This is a genomic window from Chryseobacterium sp. JV274, from assembly GCF_903969135.1.
GTDB lineage: Bacteria > Bacteroidota > Bacteroidia > Flavobacteriales > Weeksellaceae > Chryseobacterium.
In genome coordinates, this window is record NZ_LR824569.1 from 244,957 (window position 1) to 269,986 (window position 25,030).

Below are 25,030 nucleotides of genomic sequence, written 5' to 3' on the forward strand. Positions count from 1 at the left end.
AATATGAAAAGTTCAGAGAAAATTAAAGTGACAGAAAATGATCTCTCACTAAATTCCAACGGAGTGAGTGACCCTCCCAAAGCTCAATGGGAAAGACTGAAGAAACCCATCATCTATTTTTTGATGGCTGCCGTGTGTGCGTCATGCCTTTACCTCATTTTTAAACCAAAATCCAACAATACCGTTATTGAAGAGAGTGGTTTTAATGCAGCCATTCCGCAGGCAAAAGATGGTCAGTTGCAGTCTGATAAGCAAAAGGCTTATGAGCAGCAGTTGTTAGAGCAAAAGAACGAAGAGAAAAGAAATGCTGTAACCACCTTATCCGATTATTGGAATGACCAAAGCGATTCAAATTCTAATAAAAATCCATCAAGTGTGACGGCTAGAACGAGTATTCTTCAGCAATCAGATCAGAATGCTCTGAACAGCTATCGCAATTCCCAACAGACCTTGAGCTCATTTTACAGTCGGGATGATCAGGAAGTCAATAATATGAGGAAAGAAATTTCAAGATTAAAGAATGAAGCGATGCAGAATAATGCTGCTCCCGTTGGCTTAGGAATAAACGACCAGCTAGAACTGATGGAAAAATCATATCAGATGGCAGCTAAGTACCTTCCAACGACTTCAAAACAGGAAGAGCCGGCACCAAAAGAAGAGGTGGAAATACCAACTGAAAAGAAGATTAAATTGACTTCAGCAAAAGCAGCACATCCCACTATTGTTTCTTCATTGTACAGAGAACCATCAGATAGTGCCTTTATTGCAGGTTTAAATCAGAATAGATTTTATGACAGTCAAAATGATTCAGAGAACTCAGTTCAAACAAAAAACGCAATAAGAGGTGTGGTCAATGAAACTAAAACTTTGGTAAACGAAAGCATAGTATCCATAAGGCTTTCAGAAGCGATGCAACTCGGACGAACTGAAATCCCAGAAGGGAGTTTGCTGATTGCCAAAAGTAAATTTCAGGGCGGACGGCTTCAGTTAAAAATATCCTCCATTCGATATCAAGGTAATGTCTATCCTGTAGAAATCAATGTTCGTGACAATGACGGACAATTGGGTTTATATGTTCCGTATTCACCTGAACAAAATGCGGTAAGTGATATTGTAGCTAATATGAGCCAGACTTCCGGTACTAGTATTATGATGACCCAATCAGCAGGACAACAGATTGCAGCTGATCTGAGCAGGGGAGTCGTACAGGGATTGTCGGGCTATTTTCAAAAAAGAGTCAGACAATTGAAAGTCACTGTAAAAGCGGGCCATCAGGTATTACTCTTACCCCAAAATAACTAATCAAAAAATTAAAAAATGAATACACAAAAGAGCCATTATATTCTCATTATGCTATTACTTCTGTTGGCAAGCAAAATATTTGGTCAGGATTCTGTGACAACTTATATTTCCTTGGAACAGGGAAAATTGGAACCTTTCAAAATGCAGGTCACCTACAGTAAAACGAGCCACGTGATTTTTCCATCACCTATACGATATGTTGATCTGGGGAGTGAACTGTTAGTTGCTAATAAGGCAGAGCCTATCGGAAATGTTCTCCGAATTAAATCGGTTGTGAGAGATTTTGAAGAGGAAACCAATTTTTCGGTCATTACTGAAGATGGAAAATTTTACAATTTTGATGTGTCTTACAGTTCTTATCCAGAAATACTCAGCTATGATTTATTAAAGCTTCAAAGGGGTATTGAACGGCAATATACTACTGATGTATTATTTGAGGACCTTAAAGGAAGCTCAACTACTCTGACTGGGCTTATTATGGAAAATCTCTACGAGAAAAGCAACAGAACTACTAAACATATTGTTTCAAAAAGTTATGGAATTGAGTTTTCAGTCAGGGCACTCCACGTTAATGAAAGCAAATTTTATTTCACATTGCAAATTGAGAATCAAAGTAATGTGGCGTATAGTATTGAATGGGTCAACTTTAAAATTGTTGACAAGAAGAATTTAAAACGAACCGTTGTTCAGGATAGGGTATTAGAAAAGGTACGTACCTATTTCCCGCAAATGACAGCAGTTGATCATTCAAACATAAAAGGTGTTTTCCTGCTGGATCAGTTTACTCTTTTAAAAGATCAGGTGTTGGAAATTGAAATTCTGGAGAAGAACGGGGGAAGACATCAGAAGGTACAGCTTGAAAATTCAGATCTGATTCGTGCAAGATTGATAAACAGTTTAACAATAAAAACGAAGTAAGATGAACAAAATATTTTTAGCAGTCATCTTAACGATTGCATTGAACAGCAAAACATTTGCTCAACAAATGATCCCTGGACAAACAGGTGTTGAATTTTCTTATTCAGTATTTCCAAAATCTCCTGAAAAGCAAAATTATGCGCTAAGTGCGGGGCTTGTTTCTTACCTAAGGAATGGTAATTACTTTTTTGCATTGGCAGAATATAGCATAAAGTATTATGAATACACCAACTATAATATTCCGATAGATACTTTCCTCCTGGGCGATGGTTACAGTTTTTATATATGGGGAGACTTCATGCGCAGTGTCAATCTTAATCTTGGAATCGGAGCTCTTGCAGGTTATGAACGGCTTAATAGAGGTAATGAATTGCTATATGACGGTTCATTGTTAACAGCAACAGATAACTTTATTTATGGAGCAAATGGTAAGCTTTCCTTTGAAAGTTATCTGACGGATCACTTTGTTTTTTTGGTCAACGGGCAACTTCGGTTTTTGAAAAATAGTCAAATGGCTCAGTTTCAATCTCTGTTCGGGGTTGGAATAAGATATAATTTTTAAAATATTTAAAATGAAAAATATAATTAATAATAAAAAAGGAATACACTTTAAATTTTTCATCATAGCAGTTATGGTCGGATTACTTGTACAATCATGTGAAAAAGATGATTTAGAAATTCAACAAAATTTTCCTTTTGAGGTAGAAGTGATGCCTGTTCAGAAATACGTTGCTAAAGGTGAAACTGTAGAAATCAGATGTCGTATTATTCCAAATGGAAATTATACAGGAACCACTTATTCAATACGATATTTTCAGTACGAAGGGCAGGGAAGTCTTCGTTTATTTAACGATCCATCTTTTGTTCCTAATGATTTCTATCCGTTAACTGAAAAGGAATTCAGGTTGTATTATACTTCTAAATCTACAGTTTCCCAAAGTTTTGATATTTGGATTTCAGATAATGTGGATAATAAACAAATGTTCAGTTTCCAATTTAATCCTCAAAGTGAGGGACTTTATAAAAAAGCTATCATTTAAATTTCAGGCTATTTCATCAGAAATAGCCTTTTGCTTTTAAAATAGTAGGTTATAAATAATAACCTACTATTTTAACTGTAATCTTTTTGAGAAAATTCATATAAGCTATTTTTTTTCAATAGGGTTACTCATAATTTGCGAAAAGACGTTCCCGCTCAAAGAAGGAATTGTCTTTTCGCCGAATTGATATAAGCGACAATTCATTATTGTCGCTTATGTTAGGTAGTGATAATTTTTGATTCAAAAATGCCCTTCATCAGCAAATGACAAGTAATCAGTTGAGGTCAAAATACAATGATCCAGCAATTTAATATTTAAAAATTCTGAGGCATTTTTAATATTCTGAGTAATTTTTTGATCTTCCGCTGAAGGTTTTAAATTTCCTGACGGGTGATTATGTGCTAAGATTACGGCAGATGCATTGCATAATAGCGCGGCCTGCATAATAATTCTTACATCGACTATTGTTGAAGAAATACCTGATTCAGATATTTTCTTTATCCCTAAAACTTTGTTTGCCTGATTTAAATACAAAGCAAAAAATGATTCCCTATAATCTATTTCATCAATATCAAAGTATTGACGGAATACATCAACAGCATCACGTGAACAGCTTATTAATTTCTCTGAATTACCTTTTCGTGAATAACTTAATTTTATTTCATTGACAATATTAAAATCCATGTGATTGCTCTTGTACGGCAGAGACTTGAATTTCCCGTACTTATATTTGTGATTTGTTCTTATCTTTTATCCTTCTTTGTCCCTACAAACCTTTTAGGGTTTGTTTAATATTTTTCAAAAGAAAAACCGGAAAAAAGAAAGCAGATATGAAGTGCTGACAATGAAAAAAGCCAAAAGGAAACGGAATAATTGGAGGGTACCTTCAGGGAGGAAGCCGTTTATGCCGTAGTCTTTTGGCTGCATAAGCGATGGCTGGCAACAATAGCTTAGCTGCCTTTTTACCGGTTATTTTTGGAAATGTTAGAACTTTCAATAAAAATCCAGTAGGATTAATGAATATAAAGTCTTATTATAAAACTAAGGTGTTGCAATATAAGATCTAAGGTGGGAGTTATTTGGACATGATTTACAATCACTAAGTATAAGTGATTAGCTATGTAGTTTTTTCAGCACAATCAAATTTTACTGATTTTCCAATATAATCTGAAAGGCTTAGCTTTGTTATATACTTGTTTTATTTAGCTGAGGTTATCCAGTTCAAGTTTTAATCGATCTGCTTCGATAAGCTGCTTTAATTCTTTCTCATCGGGGAGATATGTTCTGTATTTACTTGCGAACAATTTTTCATTTTCAGACATAACAGAATATTTTACCACTGTTTCATCTTTTTCCGTACATAGAATGATGCCAATAGTTGGATTGTCATCATCACCTTTTTTAAGATCATTATACATCCTAACGTACATATCCATCTGCCCAATAGCTTCGTGCGTTAATTTATGTGTTTTTAAATCGACAAGTACGAAACACTTAAGATAGTAATTATAAAAGACAAGATCTATAAAGAAGTCGGAGGTATCGGTAACAATGTGCTGTTGCCTTGCAACAAATGCAAAACCTTTCCCTAACTCCATCAGGAATTGTTGAAGGTGAGAGATGAGTGCTGATTCTATTTGAGTTTCTGTTTGTGAGGTATCATTTGGTAATCCTAGAAATTCAAATATGTATGGATCTTTTATGAAAGATGAAACTTCTTTCCCATCATTATTCTCTGGAAATTTTAATAATCTGCCCAAGTACTGGCTGTCAATATTTCGTTGCAATGTTCTGGTATTCCAATTTCCTTCAATGGAATGATCAATATACTGAATTCTATGATTCGGGTTATCAATTCTGCTTATAATCCTGTAATGAGTCCAACTCAATTCGGTACGCACTGCGTTCCAAATTGGGAAAGAGCTAAAGAATGCCCTCATATTGCTCAGGTTTCTTTCATTGAACCCCTTGCCGAACTCAAGAGATAGCTGGTTTGCTAAATTTTTAAGTAAATATTTTCCATAACCAGCACGTTTTTCACCATTTTGCTCATCCTGGACAATGAGTTTACCTATTTCCCAGTACATCTTTAACAATATGGTGTTAGTAGTTCTGTAAAGGCTTGATTTTGAATCTGCAATAATTTTAGCAATTGAATGATAAAGTTCTTGCTTTGGCTCCAGGTGCTGTTCTTTCATAGTCTCAAATGTACAAAAATTAGATGTTTTGGATAAAAAAAACTGTAGTCAATTAAATGCAACAGACTGCCATCAAATACATTTTGAAGACACTTGGAAACTTTCAAGTATAGGAAGATAAGTCATTTACTGCCAAACAGATGCTTTTACTTTCATAACGATATCTTCTCTAAATTATGTATTCAATTTTATGTTCCAAAACAAAAGTGTGAATATGGAAAAATTACAAATAAGTACAATGACAACTGAAGAAACAATTGAGCTTCTTAAAACTGATGGTGTGTACGTTACTGTGGAAGAAGCGAAAAAGATTTTAGTATTTTTATATTTAATTGCCGGTCTTGTAACTAGTGAAAAATTTAATTTTGAAATAATACTAGTCGACTAACTCCTTTAATAAATCTTGTTTTTACTATTAAGTTGATTACAAACCTTGTAAATACTTTTCGATATCTTTAGGTGAAAATTTTTAAACTAATTATTATGAGTAATGTTGCTTTATATATTCGTGTATCAACTGATGAGCAGGCAGATAGAGGTTACTCTCAACGTGATCAGGAAGAACGCTTAAAAAGGTATTGTGAAACTAATAATCTTAAAATTGATAGTCTTATTTTTGAAGATCATTCAGCAAAAAATTTTAATCGTCCAGGATGGAATGAGCTTTTAATTTATCTAAAGAAAAAAAAATCTAAGATTGATAAAGTTTTATTTACTAAATGGGACCGCTTTAGCAGGAATGCAGGTGATGCATATCAAATGATAAGTATTCTTAAAAAACTGGGAGTAGAAGTCCAGGCTATAGAACAGCCATTGGATCTTTTCATACCAGAAAATAAAATGATGTTAGCCATCTATCTTGCTGCACCAGAAGTAGAAAATGACAGAAGAGCACTGAACACATTTTATGGTATGCGAAGAGCTAAAAAGGAAGGAAGATGGATGGCTAGTGCTCCTTTCGGATACATTAACAAAATTACTGAGGATGGCAAATATAAGTTTATTGAGCCTAAAGAACCTGAAGCTTCAATAATACGTTATTTATTCAATGAAATAGCAAAAGGAATTGAAGCTCCTGAAACTATACGACGACAGCTTTCAGAAAAGGGAGTAAAAATTTTGAGTAATCAAGCTTTTCATGTTGCGATAAGAAATCCAGTGTATTGTGGTAAAATATTTATAAAGAAATACCGGGATGAAGAAGCTCACTATGTAAAATCTTTACATGCTCCTCTTATAAGTGAGACACTATTTTATAAAGTTCAGCTCATTTTAGAAGGTAATAAAAGAAAAACCCGAAAGTATATAAAATTTAGTTCTGCGGATGTTTTTCCATTGAGAGGTTTTTTGATTTGTCCGAAATGTGGAAAAAATTTAACTGCCAGCGGTTCAAAGGGAAGTCAGAAAGTATATTATTACTATCATTGTAAATCATCTTGTGGATTTAGGCAAAGTGCTGAACTTACCAATAATCTTTTTGTAGAGGAATTAAAGAAATATGAGTTTCTTCCTTCAGTTCAAAAAATCTTACAAAATATTCTACTAACAGCCTATAAAAAGTATAATAACAAAACTGGCGATAGAAGAAAAAGAATAATTTCTGAAATAGAAACTTACAATGCTAAGATAGCTTTTGCACGAGAAAAATTATTAGCGGAAAAAATTGAAGATGACGATTACATGATTATTAAAGCACAGTCTAAACAAAAAATTGAAATTCTTGAAAATGAACTTCATTCTTGTTTAGTTGCGACTCGTAAACCAGAAAAAGTTGATGATCGCTTAAACAAGGCTCTATCAGTAATATCTAACTTATCATTATTATACCAATCAAGTAGTGTAGAAGCAAAAAGAAAAATAATTAGTTCGATATATCCGGAAAATCTTGAATTTACAGGAATTGAATATCGAACTACCAGAGTAAACTCTGTATTAAGAAGTATATCTCTTGTAACCAATAGATTAGGTGATGTAAATAATAAAAAAAATGATAAGAAAACAGCTTATCCCTGTCTGGTAGCCCCATCAGGGATCGAACCTGAATCTAAAGTTTAGGAAACTTTTATTCTATCCATTGAACTATGAGGCCTGTTCTAAATGAAGCGTTTCTTGCTTCTCTAAGCCGTAAGTTTGCTTATGAAGCACAACGAAGTTGATTACATCTTTGCTGCCTTTAGAATATAAAATTTAAATAATTAAACCTTTGCGTAAAAAATGTAAGCAGTATACATATTTTTCCAGATTTTAACTGAGTCGAATAATCTTCAGAAAGCTTTATTTAAAAGGTATATGGGTAAAAGAATCTGCCCTTTAGGGGCAGATCCAGTAGATAAATACATCTCATTTTTTTAATTAGACAACAATAAAAAGCACAGCCGACAATGCTGTGCTTAAATTTTTATTTCAAATTTAATTGCAATTTCAATAGTAGTAAGAAAAGCAAATAAAGTTTCCACTTCGATTTTTATTACATAGTAAATGTAGTAATAATTTTAATACGAAATATGAATTTAATGTTAAAATTCACAAGTTATCCACAATTTATTGTGGATAAGTCTGTCGTTAGTTTAAAATCCAGACTTTTGCTGCCTCAATATCCATATCCTGTTCCTCTTTGGGTTCTACCGGAATTTCCGGATCTATCTTTCCATAATAGACTTTTCCGTTACGGTCCATTTCGTAAGAAGTAGCCAAAGCAAGGCTTTTACCGTCACTTAACGTATAAGGTCTGTTTGCTGAAGTATATCCTGCTGAAGGCTGACCAAATAATTTTACATTGTTTTTCCCAATAAAAGCAATGGTAGTGGCTTCTCCGGAGCTTGCTGTACTTGGGCCAATTAGTACCGCTATTTTTGACTGACCGCTCTTAAGCTCATAAGGTTCTTTAATTTTATGCGGACCAAATTTTCTGTTTTTATAGATCCATGGACTCTTTTTACCATTGTAAACAAAATAGCCCAATGTTCCTTCACCGATCAGACTACCAAGTCCACTGATCATAGGGTGCATATTTCCTCCGGTGTTAGTTCTTAGGTCTACTATCCAGCCTTTAATCGCATTTCCGGAATCCAGTTTTTTAATCATATTGTGAATCTGTAAGGCAAAAGTATCCCCAACTTCTGTATTTAAAGAAGCAAAACCCGGCACTGAAACATACCCGATGTTCTGATCGATCAGTCTGGAATCAGGCTTTGCATCATTAGTATTAGCAATTTTTTGCTTCTCAGTACGTTCTTTGCCATCAATGAAAGAATGATTATCGCCTGCCTCTCTCAGGTTTTTGATGATATAATTTAAAGCAGTATCAGTATCATTAACGGTTTTCATCCCTTTTGAAAGATAGCCCAGATTTGTTTCAATATTTTGCCAGTCTAATTTATCTGAAACTATAGAATTCTTTTTCACAATATCTTTAAACTCCTGAATATATTTTATAGAAATTTTAGAAGGCTCCTCTTTTGAAAACGCAATTTTATTGAGCTCAAAATGATCAAACCAAACGGTTCCGTTTCCTGTAAACACCCCTCCAAGAAGCAGGCTTTTTACATTTTTATCAACAGTGAAAATTAAAGAATATTTTGTCCAGCCTTTATTCACAGCAATAGACTTTTGCTGTGATTCTGAATTTCCGAAATCAATCATCCGGCCATTTTCATCTTTTACTTGGGTCCATAGATTGATTATTCCATTGGTATTTTCAGATTTTACATAAGCACTGATTTCTATTTTCTCTAATTGCTGAATGTCAAGAGGAACTTTTTGGGAAAAAGATTGGAAATTTTTGGTGTCATTAGTCTTTCCTGTCAACTGCATTGAGGCTTTTCCTCCGAAGTATTGTGTATAATCTACCTTTCCTTCGTATAAATCCGTTTTTTTAATATTCCAGTGATTGGGTAATCCATCTGTCATGTTTTCAAACCCTGCATTTTGTATTTGAGCTTCCACTGAGCAGAACAGAAATGCTGCTATCATAGTGTAGGTCAATTTTTTCATAGTTATTAATTTGGGCTAAAATAAAGAACTTGTCAACAAATTTATACCTTGTTAACAAATTTTAGTAATGGTTTAGAAGGATTAACATATTATAGACTTACCTATGATTTCTTACAATTACTGTTCAGAAAGGTATTTTAAAACAAAATCATTTAAGATTTTTTTCTCTTCATCACTGCCTTTATTGTCCATATGACCATGATTGATGGAGGTTGATTGTACCGTTATAGAATACTTCTTTTGTTCTGCTTCATTGGGAAGTACTCCTTCATCAGCCGGATAATCGTTAGAACGTAAAGTATAAATTTTAGGAACAGAAGTTCTCGGCAGGAGCATTCTCCGGTTGTCCATTGTGATCAGTTTATACACCAGATTAGGATGCTGATTGCCGAATAACGCTGCCATATCACCACCATTGGAGTGACCTATTAATGTCAGATGTTTATAATCAAGTTCCGGTTTTACTTTTTTAAGTTCATGAAGTACAAACAGAATGTTATCCGAACCACTTTGCCAGAAAGGTCTTCTCACCAATTGTAAATTTCCTTCTGTTGGCAAAGGATTGTCTGTCGTCAGTTCATGTTGAATGCTTACTGTAAAATAACCTTTTGAAGCCAGTTTTTCCGTTAAATAAGAATACACAAAGTAATCTCCGCCTTTATTGAAACCATATCCATGATTGAAGATAATAATCTGTTGGTTAGAAATCTTTTTATCAGTTTTCGGCTCATAAAAGGCGACAGGAATCTTACGGTTTCTGCTTTGATCAAAAAAGGTTAAAGTATCCAGTTTTACTTCGTAATCATGACTTTCAGTGTTTTTATTTTGTAAAGTACAGCTGGTTATAAAAAGACGAATGGCCAAAAGAATAGAAAAGGAGTACTTCATGGATTGTTTTTATTTGACAGAATAAAAGAATGATCTTAGTTCATCTGCAAATATATGAGGTAATTCCAATGCGGCAAAATGACCACCTTCACTCATCTTTTTAAAGCTGGTTACATTCACGAAACGTTCTGCCCATTCTTTGGGAAACTGAGCTTCACGGGGAAATACGAGTACTCCGGCAGGGACATTGCTCTTTTGATGAACGTGAGTTCCGCTCCATAAAGCTGCAGCGTCTTCTTTGTACATTCTGGCAGAAGATCCTATCGTCTGAGTTACCCAGTAAATCATAATATTGGTGAGCATCTCATCCCTTCCTCCAAATGCAGTTTCTATTAGCTCTGGTGGAGATCCGGCGTTGATAAAGCTTATGATCCAGCCTGCAAGCCCGATAGGAGAGTCGTTTAGCCCGTAAGCAAGAGACTGGGGCTTGGTAGACTGTACCATTGCATAAGCTCCTTCACTATACCACCAGTGCTGGACAAACTGTGCGAATTGTTTTTCATCTTCACTCATTGTTGCAGGATCTTCCTGGCCGGTTGGGTATCCAACGTCTGTAAGATGAACCGCTTCCATTACATCAGGGTATTTTGAAATCAATGCTTTTACTACTCCCATACCTATATCACCTCCGGCAGCACAGAATTTTTCATATCCAAGCACTTCAGTCATCAGTTTTTTCCAAAGATCGGCGACTTTTGCACTGTTGACCGCCGTTTTATCAGAAAAGCCAAATCCCGGAATAGAAGGGATAATCAGATCAAAACTCTGTTCGCCTTCGGTAAGCAAAGGAATAATTTTATGAAAACGGTAATAACTGTCCGGCCAGCCATGGGTAAGAATCAAAGGTTTGGGGTTGGAGCCTTTTCCTCTGATGTATTGAAAATGAATCAGGATTCCGTCTATGCGGGTTGTATACTGTGGATGTTGATTTAGCTGCTGTTCATGCATCTTCCAGTTGTAATCGTTTACCCAGTAGTTGGTAAGTTCTTTCAGATAAGTTTCGTTGGTGCCGTAGTTCCAGCCAGAGCCTTCAGGTTCTTCGGGCCATCTGGTGTTTTGGATGCGGTTTTTGAGGTCGGCTATCACCGATTCGGGAATGTTAATAGTAAATGGTTCCATATCTATATATTATATTGGTGTAAAAGTGGTGATTTGAAAGTTGTTGACAATAAGGATGTTATCAAAGTTATAAACTTTCTCTTTTAATAAGTGTTGTCAAAATCATAAATTTTTTGATTTTTTAATGTCGAAAAAAATGTAACTTTAGTTCATTAAAATCTCGTAATACATATTACTGATTCAGGAGTCATTCTGAAACCTGAAAATCTAGGTTCAATTTCTGAACCCAATACCTCTATCATATAAAACTAAGCAAAGACAATACGTCATTTGCCCCTATCAATGTCATTAGCTTAGAATTGGCTATTGATATTTAATATAAAAAAATCATTATGAATACCTATAAAATTGCCGTAATCGGCGGAACAGGAAAATCCGGTCAATATCTGGTACAAAACCTTTTGAAAAAAGGATATTCCCTTAAACTTTTAGTAAGACATCCTGAAAATTTCACCATTCAAAATTCCTTTATTGAGTTGGTAAAAGGAGATGTAAGAGATGACACAGCTGTCCGTACACTGATTGAAGGGACTGGTATTGTAATAAGCACGCTAGGCCAGCCAAAAGGAGAGAGATCTATATTCAGTGATGCGGTGAAAAATATCATCAAAGCGATGAATCATTACGGGATCAGTCGCTATATTGTAACCACAGGTTTGAGTGTGAATACATTATCTGATCAAAAAAACGAAAACGTAAAAATGGCTACAGACTGGATGTACCAGAACTATCCTGAAACGACGGCTGATAAGCAAAAAGAGTACGAACTTCTTATGGAAAGCAATCTGGACTGGACTTTGGTAAGATTACCATTGATTCACCTCACAGAAGAAAGTTATGAAACTGAAACAAATCTTACTGACTGCCTAGGGGAAAATATCAGCGCTTCAGATCTTTCAACATTCTTAGTTTCTCAAATTGATGATGTTGAATACCTAAGGAAAAGTCCGTTTTTGTATAATCTGAAAGAATAAAAAATCAGAATATATTAATGTAATGAAGAATCAGCCACAATGTTCTGTGGCTGATTCTGTTTTAAATATCTTTATTTTTTACGGCCATACATAAGTATCCGCTTAAAAGCATAGATGGCCGGATATTTTGTAAACCTTTGTGCTATTCGGGATTTAAATTCGGTAATGAAACTTTCTTTTTGATTTCCTTCCAGAAGTTCCAGATAAGGTAATAAGGCTGTTCCTGAAATAAATTCATATAAAGCCTCATGATCATCCGCAATAATGGGATAAACTTTCTGATATATTTCTATATCCTGAATTCCGTTATCAAACAAAATCTGAGCATAATCATCCATTGAAAGTACTGGTGAATCACGGTTGAAATGATTCAACTGCGATGCATAAGGTTCTTCATTTGCCATTGCTGTCAGAATCTGATTGAGAACATTTTCTTTCTGAACGGGCATTTGAATGGCGAGCTGCCCTTCAGGAGATAGCAGTCCAATGATCTTAGGAAATAAAGTTTCATGATCGTCCGCCCATTGCAGAGCTGCATTACTGAAAACAAGATCCCATTGTTGTTCTGACTGTACAGCATCTTCAATGCTCTGAAGTTTAAAATGTAGGTTTTCATTTTCATATTTCTTCGATTTTTCAAGCATTTCTGCCGATGAATCAATTCCTAAAAATGTAGAACCTGTCAGTTTTTCGGTTAAAATGGAGGTTTGCTCTCCGGTACCACAGCCTAAGTCGATGGCTTTTATATTGTTTTCAGGCTTGATTAATGCTGCTAAATCGTAAAAGGGTTTGTACCGTACATCTTTGTACTGATCATATAATTCGGGATTCCAGGGCATAAAAATAATTTTGAAATGATACTATAAAGGTAAAGAATCTATCTTAAAAATAGGAGCCAAAATCTTCTCAGTTACTATTTTAAATTGACATAAAAAAAGCGACTATTTTTAAAACAGTCGCTTTTAATTTTATTGTTCAAGTTTTTCCTTGATGTATTTTGCGGTATAAGATTTTTTATTTTTTATCAGATCTTCAGGAGTTCCTGCAAATACAACTTCACCACCATGTTTTCCTGCTTCCGGACCGATATCGATGATATAATCGGCACATTTGATGATATCAGGCTGGTGCTCAATAACAATCACTGAATGTCCAAGATCAATCAATGCCTGCAGTGATTTCAACAGCTTCTGAATATCATGGAAGTGTAGTCCTGTAGAAGGTTCATCAAAGATAAATAAAGTTTTATCCGTTGTTACTCCTTTTACAAGGAATGAAGCCAGTTTTACACGCTGTGCCTCACCACCGGAAAGGGTAGAAGAGCTTTGTCCAAGCTGCAGATATCCTAAACCGACTTCCTGAAGAGGTCTCAGTTTTGTTACAATCTTCTCTTCATTATTATCTTTAAAGAATTCCAGCGCTTCATTTACGGTCATATGAAGAATATCCGAGATGTTTTTCTCATCAAATTTCACCTCAAGAATCTCGTTTTTGAATCGTGTTCCTTTACAAACCTCGCATTCAAGCTCGATATCAGCCATAAACTGCATAGAAACGTTGATAACACCTTCTCCTTTACATTCATCACATCTTCCGCCATCTACGTTAAAAGAGAAATGTTTAGGCTTGTAACCCATCATTTTTGCTACTTTCTGCTTGGCAAAAAGATCACGGATGTCGTCATAAGCTTTCAGATAAGTTACCGGATTTGAACGGGATGATTTTCCAATCGGATTCTGATCAATAAGTTCAATATTTTTGATTAGTTTTTTCGGGAATTCTACAGAATCATAGTCTCCTTTTTTACCTCCCATTCCAAGTTGGATCTGAATGTCATTCGTAAGAATTTCTTTCATCAAAGTAGATTTTCCACTTCCTGAAACCCCGGAAATGACAACGAGGCTTTCCAGTGGAACATCTACATCTATATTTTTAAGGTTGTTCTGACGAGCTCCTTTGATATGAATCCATTCTTTTCCTTTTCTTCGTTTCTTCGGAACTTCAATTTCCAGTCTTCCGGTAAGATATTCTGAAGTGAGAGTATTTGCTTTTTTCAGATCTTTATAATCTCCGGCAAATACCAGTTCACCACCAAGATAACCCGCTTCCGGACCAATATCAATAATATAATCTGCGGCTCTCATTACATCTTCATCGTGTTCTACCACAATTACGGTGTTTCCAAGGTCACGAAGATTTTTCAATACTTCAATCAGGTTTTCCGTGTCTTTGGAGTGAAGACCAATAGAAGGTTCATCCAGGATATAAATAGAACCTACCAAAGAACTTCCTAAGCTTGTTGCTAAGTTGATTCTCTGACTTTCCCCTCCTGAAAGCGTATTGGAAGTCCTGTTTAATGTTAAATAGCCTAATCCTACTTTTAATAAAAATTCAAGACGGGTTGTGATTTCATAGATAAGCCTTTTGGCAACCTCTTTGTCATGATCTGAAAGCTGTAACCCATTGATTACCGGAGCCAGTTCATCCAAAGGAAGTTCTATCATCGACTGGATATTATGTCCGTCCACTTTTACCCAGCTGGTTTCTTCACGAAGTCTCAATCCTTCACACGTAGGACAAAGGGTTTTTCCTCTGTAGCGTGAAAGCATTACTCTGTACTGGATTTTATATAAGTTTTCTTCAAGCATTTTGAAGAAATTATTGATGGATGGAAAACTACTTTTTCCGTCACCTTTCCAAAGGAAGTTTTTCTGTTCTTTTGTTAATTGGTGATAAGGTTTATGAATAGGGAAGTCTCCTGCTTTTTTGATGAAATCTTTTTTCCATTCACTCATGGTTTCACCTCTCCAGCTGACAACAGCATCTTCGTAGATGGATAATGTCTTATTGGGAATTACAAGATCTTCGTCTATTCCGATTACTTTTCCATATCCTTCACATGCAGGACATGCTCCATATGGGTTATTAAAGCTGAAAAAATGAACATTCGGTTCAAGAAATTCCATTCCGTCAAGTTCAAACTTATTGGAGAATTCTTTTACTTTTTCAGTATCTGTATTTTTTAATGAGCAATAGCCGCGTCCTTCATAAAATGCCATCTGAATAGAATCCGCAAGTCTTTGTAAAAAGCTTTCGTCTTCTTCATAGGAAAAGCGGTCAATGACAAGATTGATCGTCATTCCTTTTTCAGGAGCAAATCCAAAGCTTTCCAGGTCTTCGATTCCGGCTAAGTTTCCATTGATTTCAAGTCTTGTGAAACCCGCTAGCTTTAAAATATTCAGTGTTTCTTTGAAATTGTCAGTATCATATTCTAAAGGAGCAGTCAATAAAAAAGAAGTATCTTTTTTGGAAGCTTTGATAAAATCTACCACGTCAGAAACCGAATCTTTTTTTACTTCTTCTCCCGAAACAGGAGAAAAGGTTTTCCCGATTCTGGCAAAAAGAAGCTTCATATAATCATAGATCTCCGTAGATGTTCCTACCGTAGAACGCGGATTGGAAGAAATAACTTTCTGCTGGATTGCAATAGACGGCGCAAGTCCTTTAATGTCATCTACTTTTGGTTTTTCTAATTTCCCCAAAAACTGACGCGCATAGGAACTTAAACTTTCAACATATCTTCTCTGCCCTTCAGCATAAATAGTATCAAAGGCCAGAGATGACTTACCGCTTCCTGAAACTCCTGTAATAACAATCAGTTTATTCTTCGGGATCAGGACGTCTATATGTTTCAGATTGTTAAGATGTGCATTCTTAACAAAAATCTGTTTTTTTATGTCTATTTCTGTTGTATTAGCCATATTTTGTTTATTCATAAAAGTAACTGTACAGCATTAAGGCTGCCAGTATAATGGTGTTTTGCCACAGAATATTCCAAGGCTGTCATCAATTGAACTTTTAAATATTTTCCTCAAAAATTAGCTTTGAAAAAGAATACTTTCATCGTAAAATTAAGACCCACAAAATTACGAATTTTTAGTGAAAATTTTATGCATATATTATTGTTAAAAATTATTATCATAAATGGTAAATCAGGGGGATAAAAAATGAAATATAATCATGGAAAAATGGTAAAATGAAGGTGGTTTTGTGATTTATTCCTGTTTTACCGTTTATTTTACAGTATTTTATAAAGTTTTATAAATTATGTTATATTTTTTTTGCTGAACTATTGTTTTGTGTTTTAAAATTATTTAAAATTGTACCCTTAAATATGTAATAAGAAATGAGAAAATTATTCAGAGATCTGGTTACACATTTAATGAAGAAAAGATAGAATTAATCCCTCACAAAGATGCAGCATTCCGCTGCATCTTTTTTTATGACAACTATCATTTGTCTGTCTTGGTGAACTCCCTTACTTTTGGAATCTGTTATAAAAGAAAAACTACGGAACGATTATGATCAAAAAGATAGGAAGTGCTTTTTTTCTGGGATCTTTACTTTGGGTAAATGCACAGGAGAAGACAACAGATATTGAAAGCATTGAATTTCAGGGAAAATTTATCTCTACACCTTATAAAAGTGCCAACCAGAATATCAGCGTTATCAGCAGAGAAGATATTGCAAATTCTCCGGCTAGAAGTATAGATGAAATTCTTCAGCAGGTACCAGGAATGGATATCAGAAGGAGAGGAGCCAATGGGGTACAGAGTGATATCGGCTTCCGGGGCAGTTCTTTTGAGCAGGTTCTTCTGCTTCTGAACGGAATCAGGATGAATGACTCCCAGACCGGGCATAACAATATGAATATCCCGGTTGACCTGGATGACGTAGAAAGGATAGAAATCATAAAAGGGCCGGCTGCCAGACGTTTTGGGCAGAATGCTTATGCCGGTGTTATCAACATTATTACTAAAACAGTTCCCGGAAAGAAAGTTAAGATCAGTGCAGATGGGGGAGATTTCAGTACGTATGGCCTTGGATTCAACGCGCAGATAGGAAATGAAAAGTTTACCAACTCCCTTCAGGCCAATTCTGCTTCTTCAGAAGGATATATGTTCAATACTGATTATGAGATCAGAAATGTATTTTATCAGGGAAAGCTGAATATCAAAAACGGAGACGTAAGGGTACAGGCCGGTTTTTCGGAAAAGAAATTCGGAGCCAACGGTTTTTATGCTTCCAGTGCTGCAACAAAACAATATGAGGAAACACAGGCTTCTATTGTAAGTGTAGCCCATCAGCAGACTTTTGGGAAACTAAAGCTTAATTCAAATGTATACTGGAGAAGAGGACAGGATATGTATCTTTATGACAGATGGAATCCTGATTTTTACAGAAATATGCATATTGGAAATAATGTAGGTGGTGAGGTAAATTCTAGCTATCAATGGGGATTGGGAACCACCGGAATTGGAGTAGAATTGAGAAAAGAATTTTTAGTGAGCAGTAATCTGGGAGATAGAAACCGCTTTGTATCTCAGGTTTTCTTTGAGCACCATTTTTCATTACTGGATAAAAAACTGAACATCAGTCCGGGAATTTCATGGGCCAACTATTCTAAAGAAGGAAATTTCTTTTATCCTGGTTTGGATGTCGGCTATAACTTTAATCCCAATAGTAAAATCTACGGAAATATCGCAAAAGTACATCGTATACCAACCTTTACTGAACTTTATTATGTCAGCGGAACAGAACAGGGAAATCCGAATTTACAGCCTGAAAATGCGCTTTCATCCGAGGTAGGATATCAATATCAAAATAACAGAATTTTAGCTAAAATAAGCGGGTTTTTAAGGAACTCCAGCAATTCTATTGACTGGGTTAAAAATGACCTTAAAGACAAAATTTGGTTTGCCGAGAATGTAGGAGACATCAAAACGAAAGGGATTGAAGCAGAGTGGAGTCATAGGCCGTTAGACTGGCTGAAATACACAGTTGGGTATACGTATATCGACAGTAAATATGAAGAAAAAAACGGTTTGGTTTCAAGATATATTCTGGACAACCTGAGACACCAGTTTATTTCCAAATTAGAAGTGAAATTCCTGAAAAACTTCACCAATGAGCTTGTTTACCGTTACAATGAAAGAGTAAATCTGGGAACTTATAATCTTGTTGATGAAAAGCTGAGTTTTGCTAAAAAAGACTACTCAGTTTACGTTTTGGTTAATAATATTACCAATACAAATTATACGGAAGCATTTGGGGTGGCAATGCCACAAAGGTGGTTCCACATTGGTTTTTCTTACACAATTAATATTAAGTAGGTGTTAATTTAATATTAATGAAAGTTAATATTAACAAATTGTTAAAAAATATACATTTGCAAAAATTTTTTATGAAACGTCTTATAGGCCTAGGTTTACTACTTGGAATTTCTTTTTTTAAAGCACAGGAACATATTTCCAGCTTCAATGCAGTGACTCTGACCTATAAGTTTCATCCAAAATTTTTCCTTTATGCAGAAGGACAGATGCGTGGTAATGAAGACTATACCTATCCTGATTATTATGAGATAAAAGGAGGCTTAGGATATAATCTTACCAAAAATCACAAGCCTTTCGTAGGATTGGGAAGATATGTCAACTATAAAGAGCACAGTTTAAGCAGAGAGGAATTCAGAGTATGGCTTCAGGATGTCATTGATATTAAAAAAGGCATCGTAAAATTTGAAAACCGTTTTCGTGTTGAAAAAAGCTGGTTCTATGAGCCTAAAACAGATCTTACTTCCCAGAGAATGCGTTACAGATACCGCCTGAATGTAAGTGTCCCTTTAAATTCCAAAACAATAAAGAAAGGTACTGTCTTCGCTAATGCGTATGACGAAATTTTCTTTGTAAGCCCTATGAAACCTAGCTTTGCCAGAAACAGAGTTTATGGTGGTTTTGGGTATCAGATTGATGATTACTTTGGAATCGTGAGCGGATATCTTTGGCAGCGTGAATTTGAAGCGAAAGGGAACAAAAATTTACATTTCATTTACCTTGCGTTAAACATCAACATCGATGGGACGGATCATCACACGAAGACCTACGATTTCCCAGGTGCAGATTAATTCTTACGTAAACTTGACTGAAAATTTAATAAATCCAGCTTAGAATTAAGATAGTGATCATTGAGTAATGCCCGGTATTTTTCAATCAGCAAAGATATAGCACCTACCTCATGCTCAAGATATTTGTCTTTGTTGAAGTAAATATATTCAGAATCTATAAATTCCTGTAAAAGATTTTTATCTTCATCAGTTAAGGCTTCCTTATAAGCTGAATTTTCAAGAAGTTCCCTGGTCTTTTGTTTAAAGGGTTCTTCTGCTTTTAATAGCATTCACATCAGGTGAAAGAAAAACTTTTTGTGGAGCTTTTACTTTGATTTCAGCTACAATTTCATCAATAATGGCAAACAGCTCAGGCTGGTGTGATCTGTTGACTTCTATCAGGTGACGGGTGCTGTAATGTGTCTTTTTAAAAATAAATTTAACAAGAAATATAAATACAAAAACTCCAACACTTAGCAATCCTGCTGCACCAAAAACGGTAAAGTAATTGAGAGAAATACTTAACAGTTTTATAGCCCCATATCCTAATAAGAATATCATCAGGAGTGAGGCGAGTATAAGTATCAGATAGATCAGGAAAAAAACTGAAATAGATACAATAGCAGAGACCAGCTTGGATTGATAAGCTGATGAAATTTCAGGAAGGTTATTAGTCATGTATTTTTTATTAATACTTCTCTATCAGATAACGGTACGCTTTCAGATATTTATTGAATCTTTTAATATCCTTAGGCGTAAGTTCTCTGTTTACTCTTCTAAGATCCATATTGTCCCGAAGGTCATTCAGTTTTACGGCAACCGAGAGCAGAGATCTTTCTGTTCTTTTAATGAAATCATCGTAATCTTCTTCCGGATCAAATTTGGTAAGACAGCTGATGGCGAAAATGATATATTCAGGAAACCCCTCAGACCTTAAATAATCCAGACTGAATTCCACCGGATGGTCTTCTACGACATCATGCAGTACTCCAACGATTTTTTCGTCCAGTGTTTTGCCATATTCCATCACGCGCATCACGTGGGCTATGTATGGAGCATGGTATTTATCGGTTTGTCCTTTATGGGCTTTGTCAGCAATTTTGATTGCTCTATTCAGTAATTCTTCTTTTGTCATTTCTAATGAAAAATAGAATACAAAAATAAAAAATGCCTTAAAAAAATAAGACATTTTTATTAAGATTATTTCAATTCATTTTAAAGACTTGCCTCATTCTCTACGTGAGCATGCGGAGCATTGTTCTTTACAGACTCTATTCCGTTTTCCATGCCGTTGTCAGATTCATACATCTGGCTGGTTCCTATGATCTGTCCGTTTCCTGCTTTAAGATTGAAATAACATCTGCCGTCATTGGCTGTATTTCTTTCAAATTTTGAATCTTCCTGTGAATAGGTCTTTACAGATCCGATTCCGTTTTCGCAGGATGGTTTTGTGCTGTAACCCTGGCTGGTTAAAATTACCTGTCCGTTTCCTGCTTTGAGGTTAAACTGAAAGTCTCCGTTTGTTCTTTTAGAGATAATAAATTTTCCCATGTTTATCGTTTTTTTGAATTTGTGTTGTATTATTTAGATGGTAAAAGCTTCTTTGGACTTATCTGGAATTTGTCAGGAGTAATCGCGTTTAAAATTTTGTATTGTGAATAGTCCTTTGAGGATTCTTTCAAAGCCAGATAAGCCGTAGTATCGTTAGGTTTCTTAATCAACATTTTATAAAGTCCTATCCGGGACTGATTTGATTTCAGCGCAAAGTTTCCGGGGAATTTCCCTTTGCTGACAATTTTTACGGTATCTGTTTTTGGAATAGGAATTAAGTTTTCCTTTTTTTGTGCCGTCAGAGAAGCAGATAAAAGGAGTAGAGGAAATAATGTCTTCATATTATGTTTCGCGCTTTATGGTTTTTAGTTATAATAAAATTAGCAAAAATTATTGATCCTTCAGTAATAATCTGTAGTGTTTTGTGATTGTTTTCCCGGAAAATCTGATTGTAAGGGTTGTAGCCTCATGACTGTTATTGGTTTTATCAGAAATAATGAGAATTGAAAAATAGGAGTGATTGCCTTTTGATTCCCATTTTTTTAATGTTTCTTCCCTGTAACTCCGTAAGCTTTTATCATTCCTTTCTTTTTTTCTGTCTATCCAAAATATATCTGATCTTATATAATTCGGATAGTGATTGACAAGCTTCTTAATTTCATTTATTAAAAAAGGATAATCATTAAGAATCATCCTTGTTGTAATACATGTTTCTTCCTCAAATTCCTTCATCAGCTCTGTTCCACAAAAGGCGGTCCGTTCACTGTTAACTATTTTTTTAGGTTTCTCAGGTTTGTTTTGGTAGGCATATACTATTTTGTTTATAATCGGATCTTCCATTAGGCTGCTGCCTCTAAGGGTATCATTGGGCTTTCGTTGTGAAAAAATAATTCCGGGAATCAGAAATACAATAAAAACATATAATTTTAAATTCATCAATAAAAAATAAAGATTATTACATTAAATATATAAAAAACGCCCCGTAATGAGGCGTTTTGAATCAAATTTATGTTATTAAAGACTAATAAGCTCCTTTCTCGATATAGTGAGCCGCAACTTTTTCAGTTAAAGCTACTACATTCGGATGATTGGTATATTTTGTGAATCTTCTTAATCCTGAAAGCATCATTCTCTGTTCATCTCCTTCAGCGAAAGAAACGATTCCTTCTTTAGCAGCAGAGATGATTTTCTCAACCGCTTTGTAAAGATTAAGCTGAGCCATAGCTGCTTCTACAGATTCAGGAGAGAAGTGTTTCTCTGCTCTTAATACTGCAGATTCTGCCATATAGATTTGGTTAAGGATTTCAGAAGCGTTTAATAATAAATGCTGCTGTTTTTCAATATCCATCATGAATTTCTGAAGTGCAGCTCCGGAAACCATCAGGAATACTTTCTTAAGATTTGCGATAATAGCTTTTTCTTCACTCATGAATTCTGAATAATCTGGAACTTCAAATGAAGGGATACCCATCAATTCTTTGCTGATTGCCATTGCAGGAGATAAAAGATCTAATTCACCTTTCATTGCTCTCTTAATAAGCATTCCTACAGCCAATAATCTATTGATTTCGTTGGTACCTTCATAAATTCTACCAATTCTGGCATCTCTCCATGCAGATTCCATAGGTGTATCTTCTGAGAATCCCATTCCTCCATAAATCTGGATTCCTTCATCAGCTGTATTTTGAGTAAGGTCAGAAACGAAAACTTTAAGGATAGAAGCTTCTACTGCAAATTCTTCAACACCTTTTAATTCAGCTTGTTGATGATCCATTCCGCCAGCAACTAAGTCTGCAATTTTATCTTCAACATTTTTTGCTAAACGGTAAGAACCAGCTTCACTCACAAAAACTCCGGTTGACATTTCTGCAATTTTCTTTCTGATTGCTCCGAAAGTAGAAATAGAAACACCAAATTGCTTTCTTTCATTTGAATACTGAATAGAATGGTTTAAAATTCTTCTTTGTCCGTCAAGGTTTGCTGCAGCTAATTTAATTCTACCAACATTTAATGCATTCAAAGCGATTTTGAAACCGTTGTTTCTTTCACCTAACATATTTTCAACAGGAATTTTCATATCATTGAAGAAAACCTGACGGGTGGAAGAGGAACGAATACCTAATTTATGTTCTTCTTCACCAAATGTTAAACTGTTTGGATTTTCTAATTCTGAACGGTTGATCACAAAACCTGTAATGTTTTTATCATCATCAATTTTTGCAAATAATGTGAAAGTATCTGCAAAACCTGCATTGGAAATCCACATTTTTTGTCCATTGATGATGTAATGTTTTCCGTCTTCAGACAATTTTGCTCTTGTTTTCCCTGAATTGGCATCAGATCCTGCATCCGGCTCAGTCAAGCAATAGGCACCGAATTTTGTTCCTGTAGCTAAATCCGGAAGGTATTTCTTTTTCAATTCTTCATTCCCGTAAAGTAGAGTCGGAAGAGTTCCGATTCCCGTATGTGCTCCATAAGCCGTAGCTAATGAACCATTTCCTCCGGAAACATAATCGCAAGCTAACATTGTACTCACAAATCCCATTCCCAAACCGCCATATTCTTCAGGAACAGTGATTCCTAATAATCCCATTTCTCCTAATTTACGCATTGTTTCTTCAGTCAATGCATAATCCTTTTTCTCAAAACGGTCATGTTGTGGAATTACTTCTCTGTCTATAAATTCTTTAGCAGAATCACGAAGCATTTTTTGTTCTTCAGAAAGTTCTTCCAAAGAGAAAATTTCATTAGCTGGAATTTGTTTAATTAAAAACTCACCGCCTTTTAATGTTTTATTAAGTGTATCACTCATTATTTTTGTTTTTTAATTATAATAATTCAAAGATTGAAGCTGCGCCTTGGCCTGTTCCAACGCACATAGAAACCATTCCGTATTTGTTTCCGCGCTTTCTCATTTCGTCAAGAAGCTGAACTGTTAATTTCGTTCCTGTACATCCAAGAGGGTGACCCAATGCGATGGCTCCTCCGTTTACATTTAGAATATCAGGATTTAAGCCTAATTCTTTCTTAATGGCAACAGATTGTGATGCGAATGCTTCGTTTAATTCGATTAATTCAATATCTTTTAATTCTAAACCTGCTTGTTTTAAAGCTTTTGGAATAGCATAAATAGGTCCCATTCCCATGATTCTTGGCTCTAATCCGGCTGCTGCATAAGCAACTAATCTTGCTTCAGGCTCCAAACCTAATTCTTTTACCATTTCCTCACTCATTACCATTACAAAAGCAGCTCCGTCACTCATTTGAGAAGAGTTTCCGGCTGTTACGCTTCCTCCGTTGGCAAATACAGGTCTTAATTTTGCTAAACCAGCTAAAGAAGTATCAGCTCTTGGACCTTCATCTATTGAAAAATCAAACTTTTTAGTCTGCATTTTCTGATTTTCATCCAGGAAGTTATATTCTACAGGAATCGGAACAATCTGGTTGGCAAATTTTCCTTCCTGATTAGCTTTTAAAGCTTTCATATGAGATTCAAAAGCAAACTGATCCTGCTCTTCTCTCGTAATATTATATTGTTTTGCAACTTCTTCAGCCGTGTAACCCATTCCCCAATAGTAATCAGGGTTTGTTTTTGCGATATCCGTTTCAGGAACCGGTTTGTAACCTCCCATCGGAATGTATGACATAGATTCAGTACCACCCGCGATGATACAATCTGCCATACCAGCCTGAATTTTTGCAGAAGCAATAGCAATGGCCTCACTTCCAGAAGCACAGTATCTGTTGACGGTTACCCCCGGAACTTTATCGGTATTTAATCCCATCAAAGAGATCAGACGTGCAACGTTCAGCCCTTGTTCAGCTTCCGGCATTGCATTTCCTACGATAAGGTCATCAATTCTGTTTTTATCTAATTGTGGGAGCTCTGCCATTAATTTTTCAATAACGGTAGCCGCCATGACATCAGGTCTTGTAAATCTTAAACTTCCTTTTGGAGCTTTTCCAACGGCAGTTCTGAAACCTTTTACTATATATGCTGTTTTCATTTTGTTTTAATTAAATTATTTTTAGACTTTTTTGCCTCGTAGAGGTAAACTGTTCATAATATTTGTTTATGCTTTCTTTGTAGAGCTCCGTAGGAGCGAC

The 25,030-nt window shown here is 35.3% G+C and carries 24 protein-coding genes and 1 tRNA gene; 9 read left to right on the forward strand and 16 right to left on the reverse strand.

Annotated features, from left to right (window positions below; all coding sequences use genetic code 11):
- Positions 1-3: 3 nt before the first annotated feature.
- From traM to CHRYMOREF3P_RS01140, 4 genes are read left to right on the forward strand one after another with little or no spacing between them, the layout of a single operon-like run.
- Positions 4-1,302: a conjugative transposon protein TraM gene (gene traM, locus CHRYMOREF3P_RS01125; protein WP_180563651.1), complete on the forward strand. Its 1,299-nt coding sequence runs from the start codon at positions 4-6 to the stop codon at positions 1,300-1,302.
- A gap of 15 nt (positions 1,303-1,317) precedes the next feature.
- Complete coding sequence (gene traN / locus CHRYMOREF3P_RS01130) at positions 1,318-2,220, forward strand: conjugative transposon protein TraN (protein WP_180563652.1); 903 nt, start codon at positions 1,318-1,320, stop codon at positions 2,218-2,220.
- 1 nt (position 2,221) lies between these two features.
- The gene (locus CHRYMOREF3P_RS01135) at positions 2,222-2,782 is read left to right on the forward strand and encodes a conjugal transfer protein TraO (protein WP_149831941.1); all 561 of its coding nucleotides are present in this window, start codon (positions 2,222-2,224) and stop codon (positions 2,780-2,782) included.
- Positions 2,783-2,792: 10 nt separating this feature from the next.
- On the forward strand, positions 2,793-3,260 hold the full coding sequence (locus CHRYMOREF3P_RS01140; protein ID WP_149831942.1) for a DUF3872 domain-containing protein: 468 nt from the start codon (positions 2,793-2,795) through the stop codon (positions 3,258-3,260).
- 240 nt (positions 3,261-3,500) lie between these two features.
- On the opposite strand, the gene CHRYMOREF3P_RS01145 is transcribed toward CHRYMOREF3P_RS01140, so the two are convergent.
- Both CHRYMOREF3P_RS01145 and CHRYMOREF3P_RS01150 read right to left on the reverse strand, forming a co-directional pair.
- The gene (locus CHRYMOREF3P_RS01145) at positions 3,501-3,944 is read right to left on the reverse strand and encodes a JAB domain-containing protein (RefSeq protein ID WP_180563653.1); all 444 of its coding nucleotides are present in this window, start codon (positions 3,942-3,944) and stop codon (positions 3,501-3,503) included.
- Positions 3,945-4,462: 518 nt separating this feature from the next.
- The gene (locus tag CHRYMOREF3P_RS01150) at positions 4,463-5,458 is read right to left on the reverse strand and encodes a YhcG family protein (protein WP_149831944.1); all 996 of its coding nucleotides are present in this window, start codon (positions 5,456-5,458) and stop codon (positions 4,463-4,465) included.
- 214 nt (positions 5,459-5,672) lie between these two features.
- Here CHRYMOREF3P_RS01150 and CHRYMOREF3P_RS01155 point away from each other — a divergent pair, with 214 nt between their 5' ends.
- Both CHRYMOREF3P_RS01155 and CHRYMOREF3P_RS01160 read left to right on the forward strand, forming a co-directional pair.
- Positions 5,673-5,846 (forward strand): hypothetical protein, encoded by a 174-nt coding sequence (locus tag CHRYMOREF3P_RS01155; RefSeq protein WP_180563499.1) that lies wholly within the window; start codon positions 5,673-5,675, stop codon positions 5,844-5,846.
- A gap of 95 nt (positions 5,847-5,941) precedes the next feature.
- Positions 5,942-7,513 carry a recombinase family protein gene (locus CHRYMOREF3P_RS01160; RefSeq protein ID WP_180565727.1) on the forward strand — a complete coding sequence of 524 codons (1,572 nt, stop codon included), beginning with the start codon at positions 5,942-5,944 and terminating at the stop codon, positions 7,511-7,513.
- Here CHRYMOREF3P_RS01160 and CHRYMOREF3P_RS01165 read toward each other — a convergent pair.
- From CHRYMOREF3P_RS01165 to CHRYMOREF3P_RS01180, 4 genes are all read right to left on the reverse strand, one after another.
- A tRNA-Arg gene (locus CHRYMOREF3P_RS01165) sits at positions 7,473-7,547 on the reverse strand. The two genes, CHRYMOREF3P_RS01160 and CHRYMOREF3P_RS01165, sit on opposite strands and share 41 nt — an antisense overlap.
- Positions 7,548-8,020: 473 nt before the next feature.
- Positions 8,021-9,451, reverse strand: a complete 1,431-nt coding sequence (locus tag CHRYMOREF3P_RS01170) for a S41 family peptidase (protein WP_180563654.1) — start codon at positions 9,449-9,451, stop codon at positions 8,021-8,023.
- A 117-nt stretch (positions 9,452-9,568) separates the two neighbouring features.
- Positions 9,569-10,339 (reverse strand): alpha/beta hydrolase family protein, encoded by a 771-nt coding sequence (locus CHRYMOREF3P_RS01175; protein WP_180563655.1) that lies wholly within the window; start codon positions 10,337-10,339, stop codon positions 9,569-9,571.
- A 9-nt stretch (positions 10,340-10,348) separates the two neighbouring features.
- Positions 10,349-11,458 (reverse strand): epoxide hydrolase family protein, encoded by a 1,110-nt coding sequence (locus CHRYMOREF3P_RS01180; RefSeq protein ID WP_077417816.1) that lies wholly within the window; start codon positions 11,456-11,458, stop codon positions 10,349-10,351.
- Positions 11,459-11,790: 332 nt separating this feature from the next.
- On the opposite strand from CHRYMOREF3P_RS01180, the gene CHRYMOREF3P_RS01185 reads away from it, so the two are divergent.
- Positions 11,791-12,432: an NAD(P)-dependent oxidoreductase gene (locus tag CHRYMOREF3P_RS01185; RefSeq protein ID WP_180563656.1), complete on the forward strand. Its 642-nt coding sequence runs from the start codon at positions 11,791-11,793 to the stop codon at positions 12,430-12,432.
- A gap of 71 nt (positions 12,433-12,503) precedes the next feature.
- Here the strand turns inward: CHRYMOREF3P_RS01185 and CHRYMOREF3P_RS01190 are convergent, their stop codons facing one another.
- The gene (locus CHRYMOREF3P_RS01190; RefSeq protein WP_077417812.1) at positions 12,504-13,271 is read right to left on the reverse strand and encodes a methyltransferase domain-containing protein; all 768 of its coding nucleotides are present in this window, start codon (positions 13,269-13,271) and stop codon (positions 12,504-12,506) included.
- A 129-nt stretch (positions 13,272-13,400) separates the two neighbouring features.
- Positions 13,401-16,193 (reverse strand): excinuclease ABC subunit UvrA, encoded by a 2,793-nt coding sequence (gene uvrA, locus CHRYMOREF3P_RS01195; RefSeq protein WP_077418115.1) that lies wholly within the window; start codon positions 16,191-16,193, stop codon positions 13,401-13,403.
- Positions 16,194-16,793: 600 nt separating this feature from the next.
- Here uvrA and CHRYMOREF3P_RS01200 point away from each other — a divergent pair.
- On the forward strand, positions 16,794-18,605 hold the full coding sequence (locus CHRYMOREF3P_RS01200) for a TonB-dependent receptor plug domain-containing protein (protein ID WP_180563657.1): 1,812 nt from the start codon (positions 16,794-16,796) through the stop codon (positions 18,603-18,605).
- 71 nt (positions 18,606-18,676) lie between these two features.
- A complete protein-coding gene (locus tag CHRYMOREF3P_RS01205) occupies positions 18,677-19,393 on the forward strand; it encodes a DUF2490 domain-containing protein (protein ID WP_077417808.1) in 717 nt (238 codons plus the stop codon).
- Here the strand turns inward: CHRYMOREF3P_RS01205 and CHRYMOREF3P_RS01210 are convergent.
- From CHRYMOREF3P_RS01210 to CHRYMOREF3P_RS01245, 8 genes are all read right to left on the reverse strand, one after another.
- Complete coding sequence (locus CHRYMOREF3P_RS01210; RefSeq protein ID WP_180563658.1) at positions 19,390-19,662, reverse strand: hypothetical protein; 273 nt, start codon at positions 19,660-19,662, stop codon at positions 19,390-19,392. The genes CHRYMOREF3P_RS01205 and CHRYMOREF3P_RS01210 overlap by 4 nt on opposite strands.
- A complete protein-coding gene (locus tag CHRYMOREF3P_RS01215) occupies positions 19,634-20,050 on the reverse strand; it encodes a hypothetical protein (RefSeq protein ID WP_232538935.1) in 417 nt (138 codons plus the stop codon). Before CHRYMOREF3P_RS01215 ends, CHRYMOREF3P_RS01210 begins: the two co-directional genes overlap by 29 nt.
- Positions 20,051-20,060: 10 nt before the next feature.
- Positions 20,061-20,507, reverse strand: coding sequence for a phosphohydrolase (locus CHRYMOREF3P_RS01220; protein WP_077418113.1), 447 nt, complete (start codon positions 20,505-20,507; stop codon positions 20,061-20,063).
- 80 nt (positions 20,508-20,587) lie between these two features.
- Entirely contained in the window at positions 20,588-20,923 is a 336-nt protein-coding gene (locus CHRYMOREF3P_RS01225) for a YegP family protein (protein WP_077417802.1), read from the reverse strand.
- A gap of 29 nt (positions 20,924-20,952) precedes the next feature.
- On the reverse strand, positions 20,953-21,264 hold the full coding sequence (locus CHRYMOREF3P_RS01230; protein ID WP_180563659.1) for a hypothetical protein: 312 nt from the start codon (positions 21,262-21,264) through the stop codon (positions 20,953-20,955).
- A 49-nt stretch (positions 21,265-21,313) separates the two neighbouring features.
- Positions 21,314-21,859, reverse strand: coding sequence for a hypothetical protein (locus CHRYMOREF3P_RS01235; RefSeq protein WP_077417798.1), 546 nt, complete (start codon positions 21,857-21,859; stop codon positions 21,314-21,316).
- An 85-nt stretch (positions 21,860-21,944) separates the two neighbouring features.
- Positions 21,945-23,735 (reverse strand): acyl-CoA dehydrogenase family protein, encoded by a 1,791-nt coding sequence (locus CHRYMOREF3P_RS01240; protein ID WP_077417795.1) that lies wholly within the window; start codon positions 23,733-23,735, stop codon positions 21,945-21,947.
- Between the two features lie 16 nt (positions 23,736-23,751).
- Positions 23,752-24,930, reverse strand: a complete 1,179-nt coding sequence (locus CHRYMOREF3P_RS01245; RefSeq protein WP_047384701.1) for a thiolase family protein — start codon at positions 24,928-24,930, stop codon at positions 23,752-23,754.
- Positions 24,931-25,030: the final 100 nt, after the last annotated feature.

Excerpts from the sequence above, each read along its gene's own strand:
- traM (WP_180563651.1), top strand. The coding sequence starts at position 4 with ATGAAAAGTTCAGAGAAAATTAAAGTGACAGAAAATGATCTCTCACTA.
- traN (WP_180563652.1), top strand. The coding sequence starts at position 1,318 with ATGAATACACAAAAGAGCCATTATATTCTCATTATGCTATTACTTCTG.
- CHRYMOREF3P_RS01135 (WP_149831941.1), top strand. The coding sequence starts at position 2,222 with ATGAACAAAATATTTTTAGCAGTCATCTTAACGATTGCATTGAACAGC.
- CHRYMOREF3P_RS01140 (WP_149831942.1), top strand. The coding sequence starts at position 2,793 with ATGAAAAATATAATTAATAATAAAAAAGGAATACACTTTAAATTTTTC.
- CHRYMOREF3P_RS01145 (WP_180563653.1), bottom strand. The coding sequence starts at position 3,944 with ATGGATTTTAATATTGTCAATGAAATAAAATTAAGTTATTCACGAAAA.
- CHRYMOREF3P_RS01150 (WP_149831944.1), bottom strand. The coding sequence starts at position 5,458 with ATGAAAGAACAGCACCTGGAGCCAAAGCAAGAACTTTATCATTCAATT.
- CHRYMOREF3P_RS01155 (WP_180563499.1), top strand. The coding sequence starts at position 5,673 with ATGGAAAAATTACAAATAAGTACAATGACAACTGAAGAAACAATTGAG.
- CHRYMOREF3P_RS01160 (WP_180565727.1), top strand. The coding sequence starts at position 5,942 with ATGAGTAATGTTGCTTTATATATTCGTGTATCAACTGATGAGCAGGCA.
- CHRYMOREF3P_RS01170 (WP_180563654.1), bottom strand. The coding sequence starts at position 9,451 with ATGAAAAAATTGACCTACACTATGATAGCAGCATTTCTGTTCTGCTCA.
- CHRYMOREF3P_RS01175 (WP_180563655.1), bottom strand. The coding sequence starts at position 10,339 with ATGAAGTACTCCTTTTCTATTCTTTTGGCCATTCGTCTTTTTATAACC.
- CHRYMOREF3P_RS01180 (WP_077417816.1), bottom strand. The coding sequence starts at position 11,458 with ATGGAACCATTTACTATTAACATTCCCGAATCGGTGATAGCCGACCTC.
- CHRYMOREF3P_RS01185 (WP_180563656.1), top strand. The coding sequence starts at position 11,791 with ATGAATACCTATAAAATTGCCGTAATCGGCGGAACAGGAAAATCCGGT.
- CHRYMOREF3P_RS01190 (WP_077417812.1), bottom strand. The coding sequence starts at position 13,271 with ATGCCCTGGAATCCCGAATTATATGATCAGTACAAAGATGTACGGTAC.
- uvrA (WP_077418115.1), bottom strand. The coding sequence starts at position 16,193 with ATGGCTAATACAACAGAAATAGACATAAAAAAACAGATTTTTGTTAAG.
- CHRYMOREF3P_RS01200 (WP_180563657.1), top strand. The coding sequence starts at position 16,794 with ATGATCAAAAAGATAGGAAGTGCTTTTTTTCTGGGATCTTTACTTTGG.
- CHRYMOREF3P_RS01205 (WP_077417808.1), top strand. The coding sequence starts at position 18,677 with ATGAAACGTCTTATAGGCCTAGGTTTACTACTTGGAATTTCTTTTTTT.
- CHRYMOREF3P_RS01210 (WP_180563658.1), bottom strand. The coding sequence starts at position 19,662 with ATGCTATTAAAAGCAGAAGAACCCTTTAAACAAAAGACCAGGGAACTT.
- CHRYMOREF3P_RS01215 (WP_232538935.1), bottom strand. The coding sequence starts at position 20,050 with ATGACTAATAACCTTCCTGAAATTTCATCAGCTTATCAATCCAAGCTG.
- CHRYMOREF3P_RS01220 (WP_077418113.1), bottom strand. The coding sequence starts at position 20,507 with ATGACAAAAGAAGAATTACTGAATAGAGCAATCAAAATTGCTGACAAA.
- CHRYMOREF3P_RS01225 (WP_077417802.1), bottom strand. The coding sequence starts at position 20,923 with ATGGGAAAATTTATTATCTCTAAAAGAACAAACGGAGACTTTCAGTTT.
- CHRYMOREF3P_RS01230 (WP_180563659.1), bottom strand. The coding sequence starts at position 21,264 with ATGAAGACATTATTTCCTCTACTCCTTTTATCTGCTTCTCTGACGGCA.
- CHRYMOREF3P_RS01235 (WP_077417798.1), bottom strand. The coding sequence starts at position 21,859 with ATGAATTTAAAATTATATGTTTTTATTGTATTTCTGATTCCCGGAATT.
- CHRYMOREF3P_RS01240 (WP_077417795.1), bottom strand. The coding sequence starts at position 23,735 with ATGAGTGATACACTTAATAAAACATTAAAAGGCGGTGAGTTTTTAATT.
- CHRYMOREF3P_RS01245 (WP_047384701.1), bottom strand. The coding sequence starts at position 24,930 with ATGAAAACAGCATATATAGTAAAAGGTTTCAGAACTGCCGTTGGAAAA.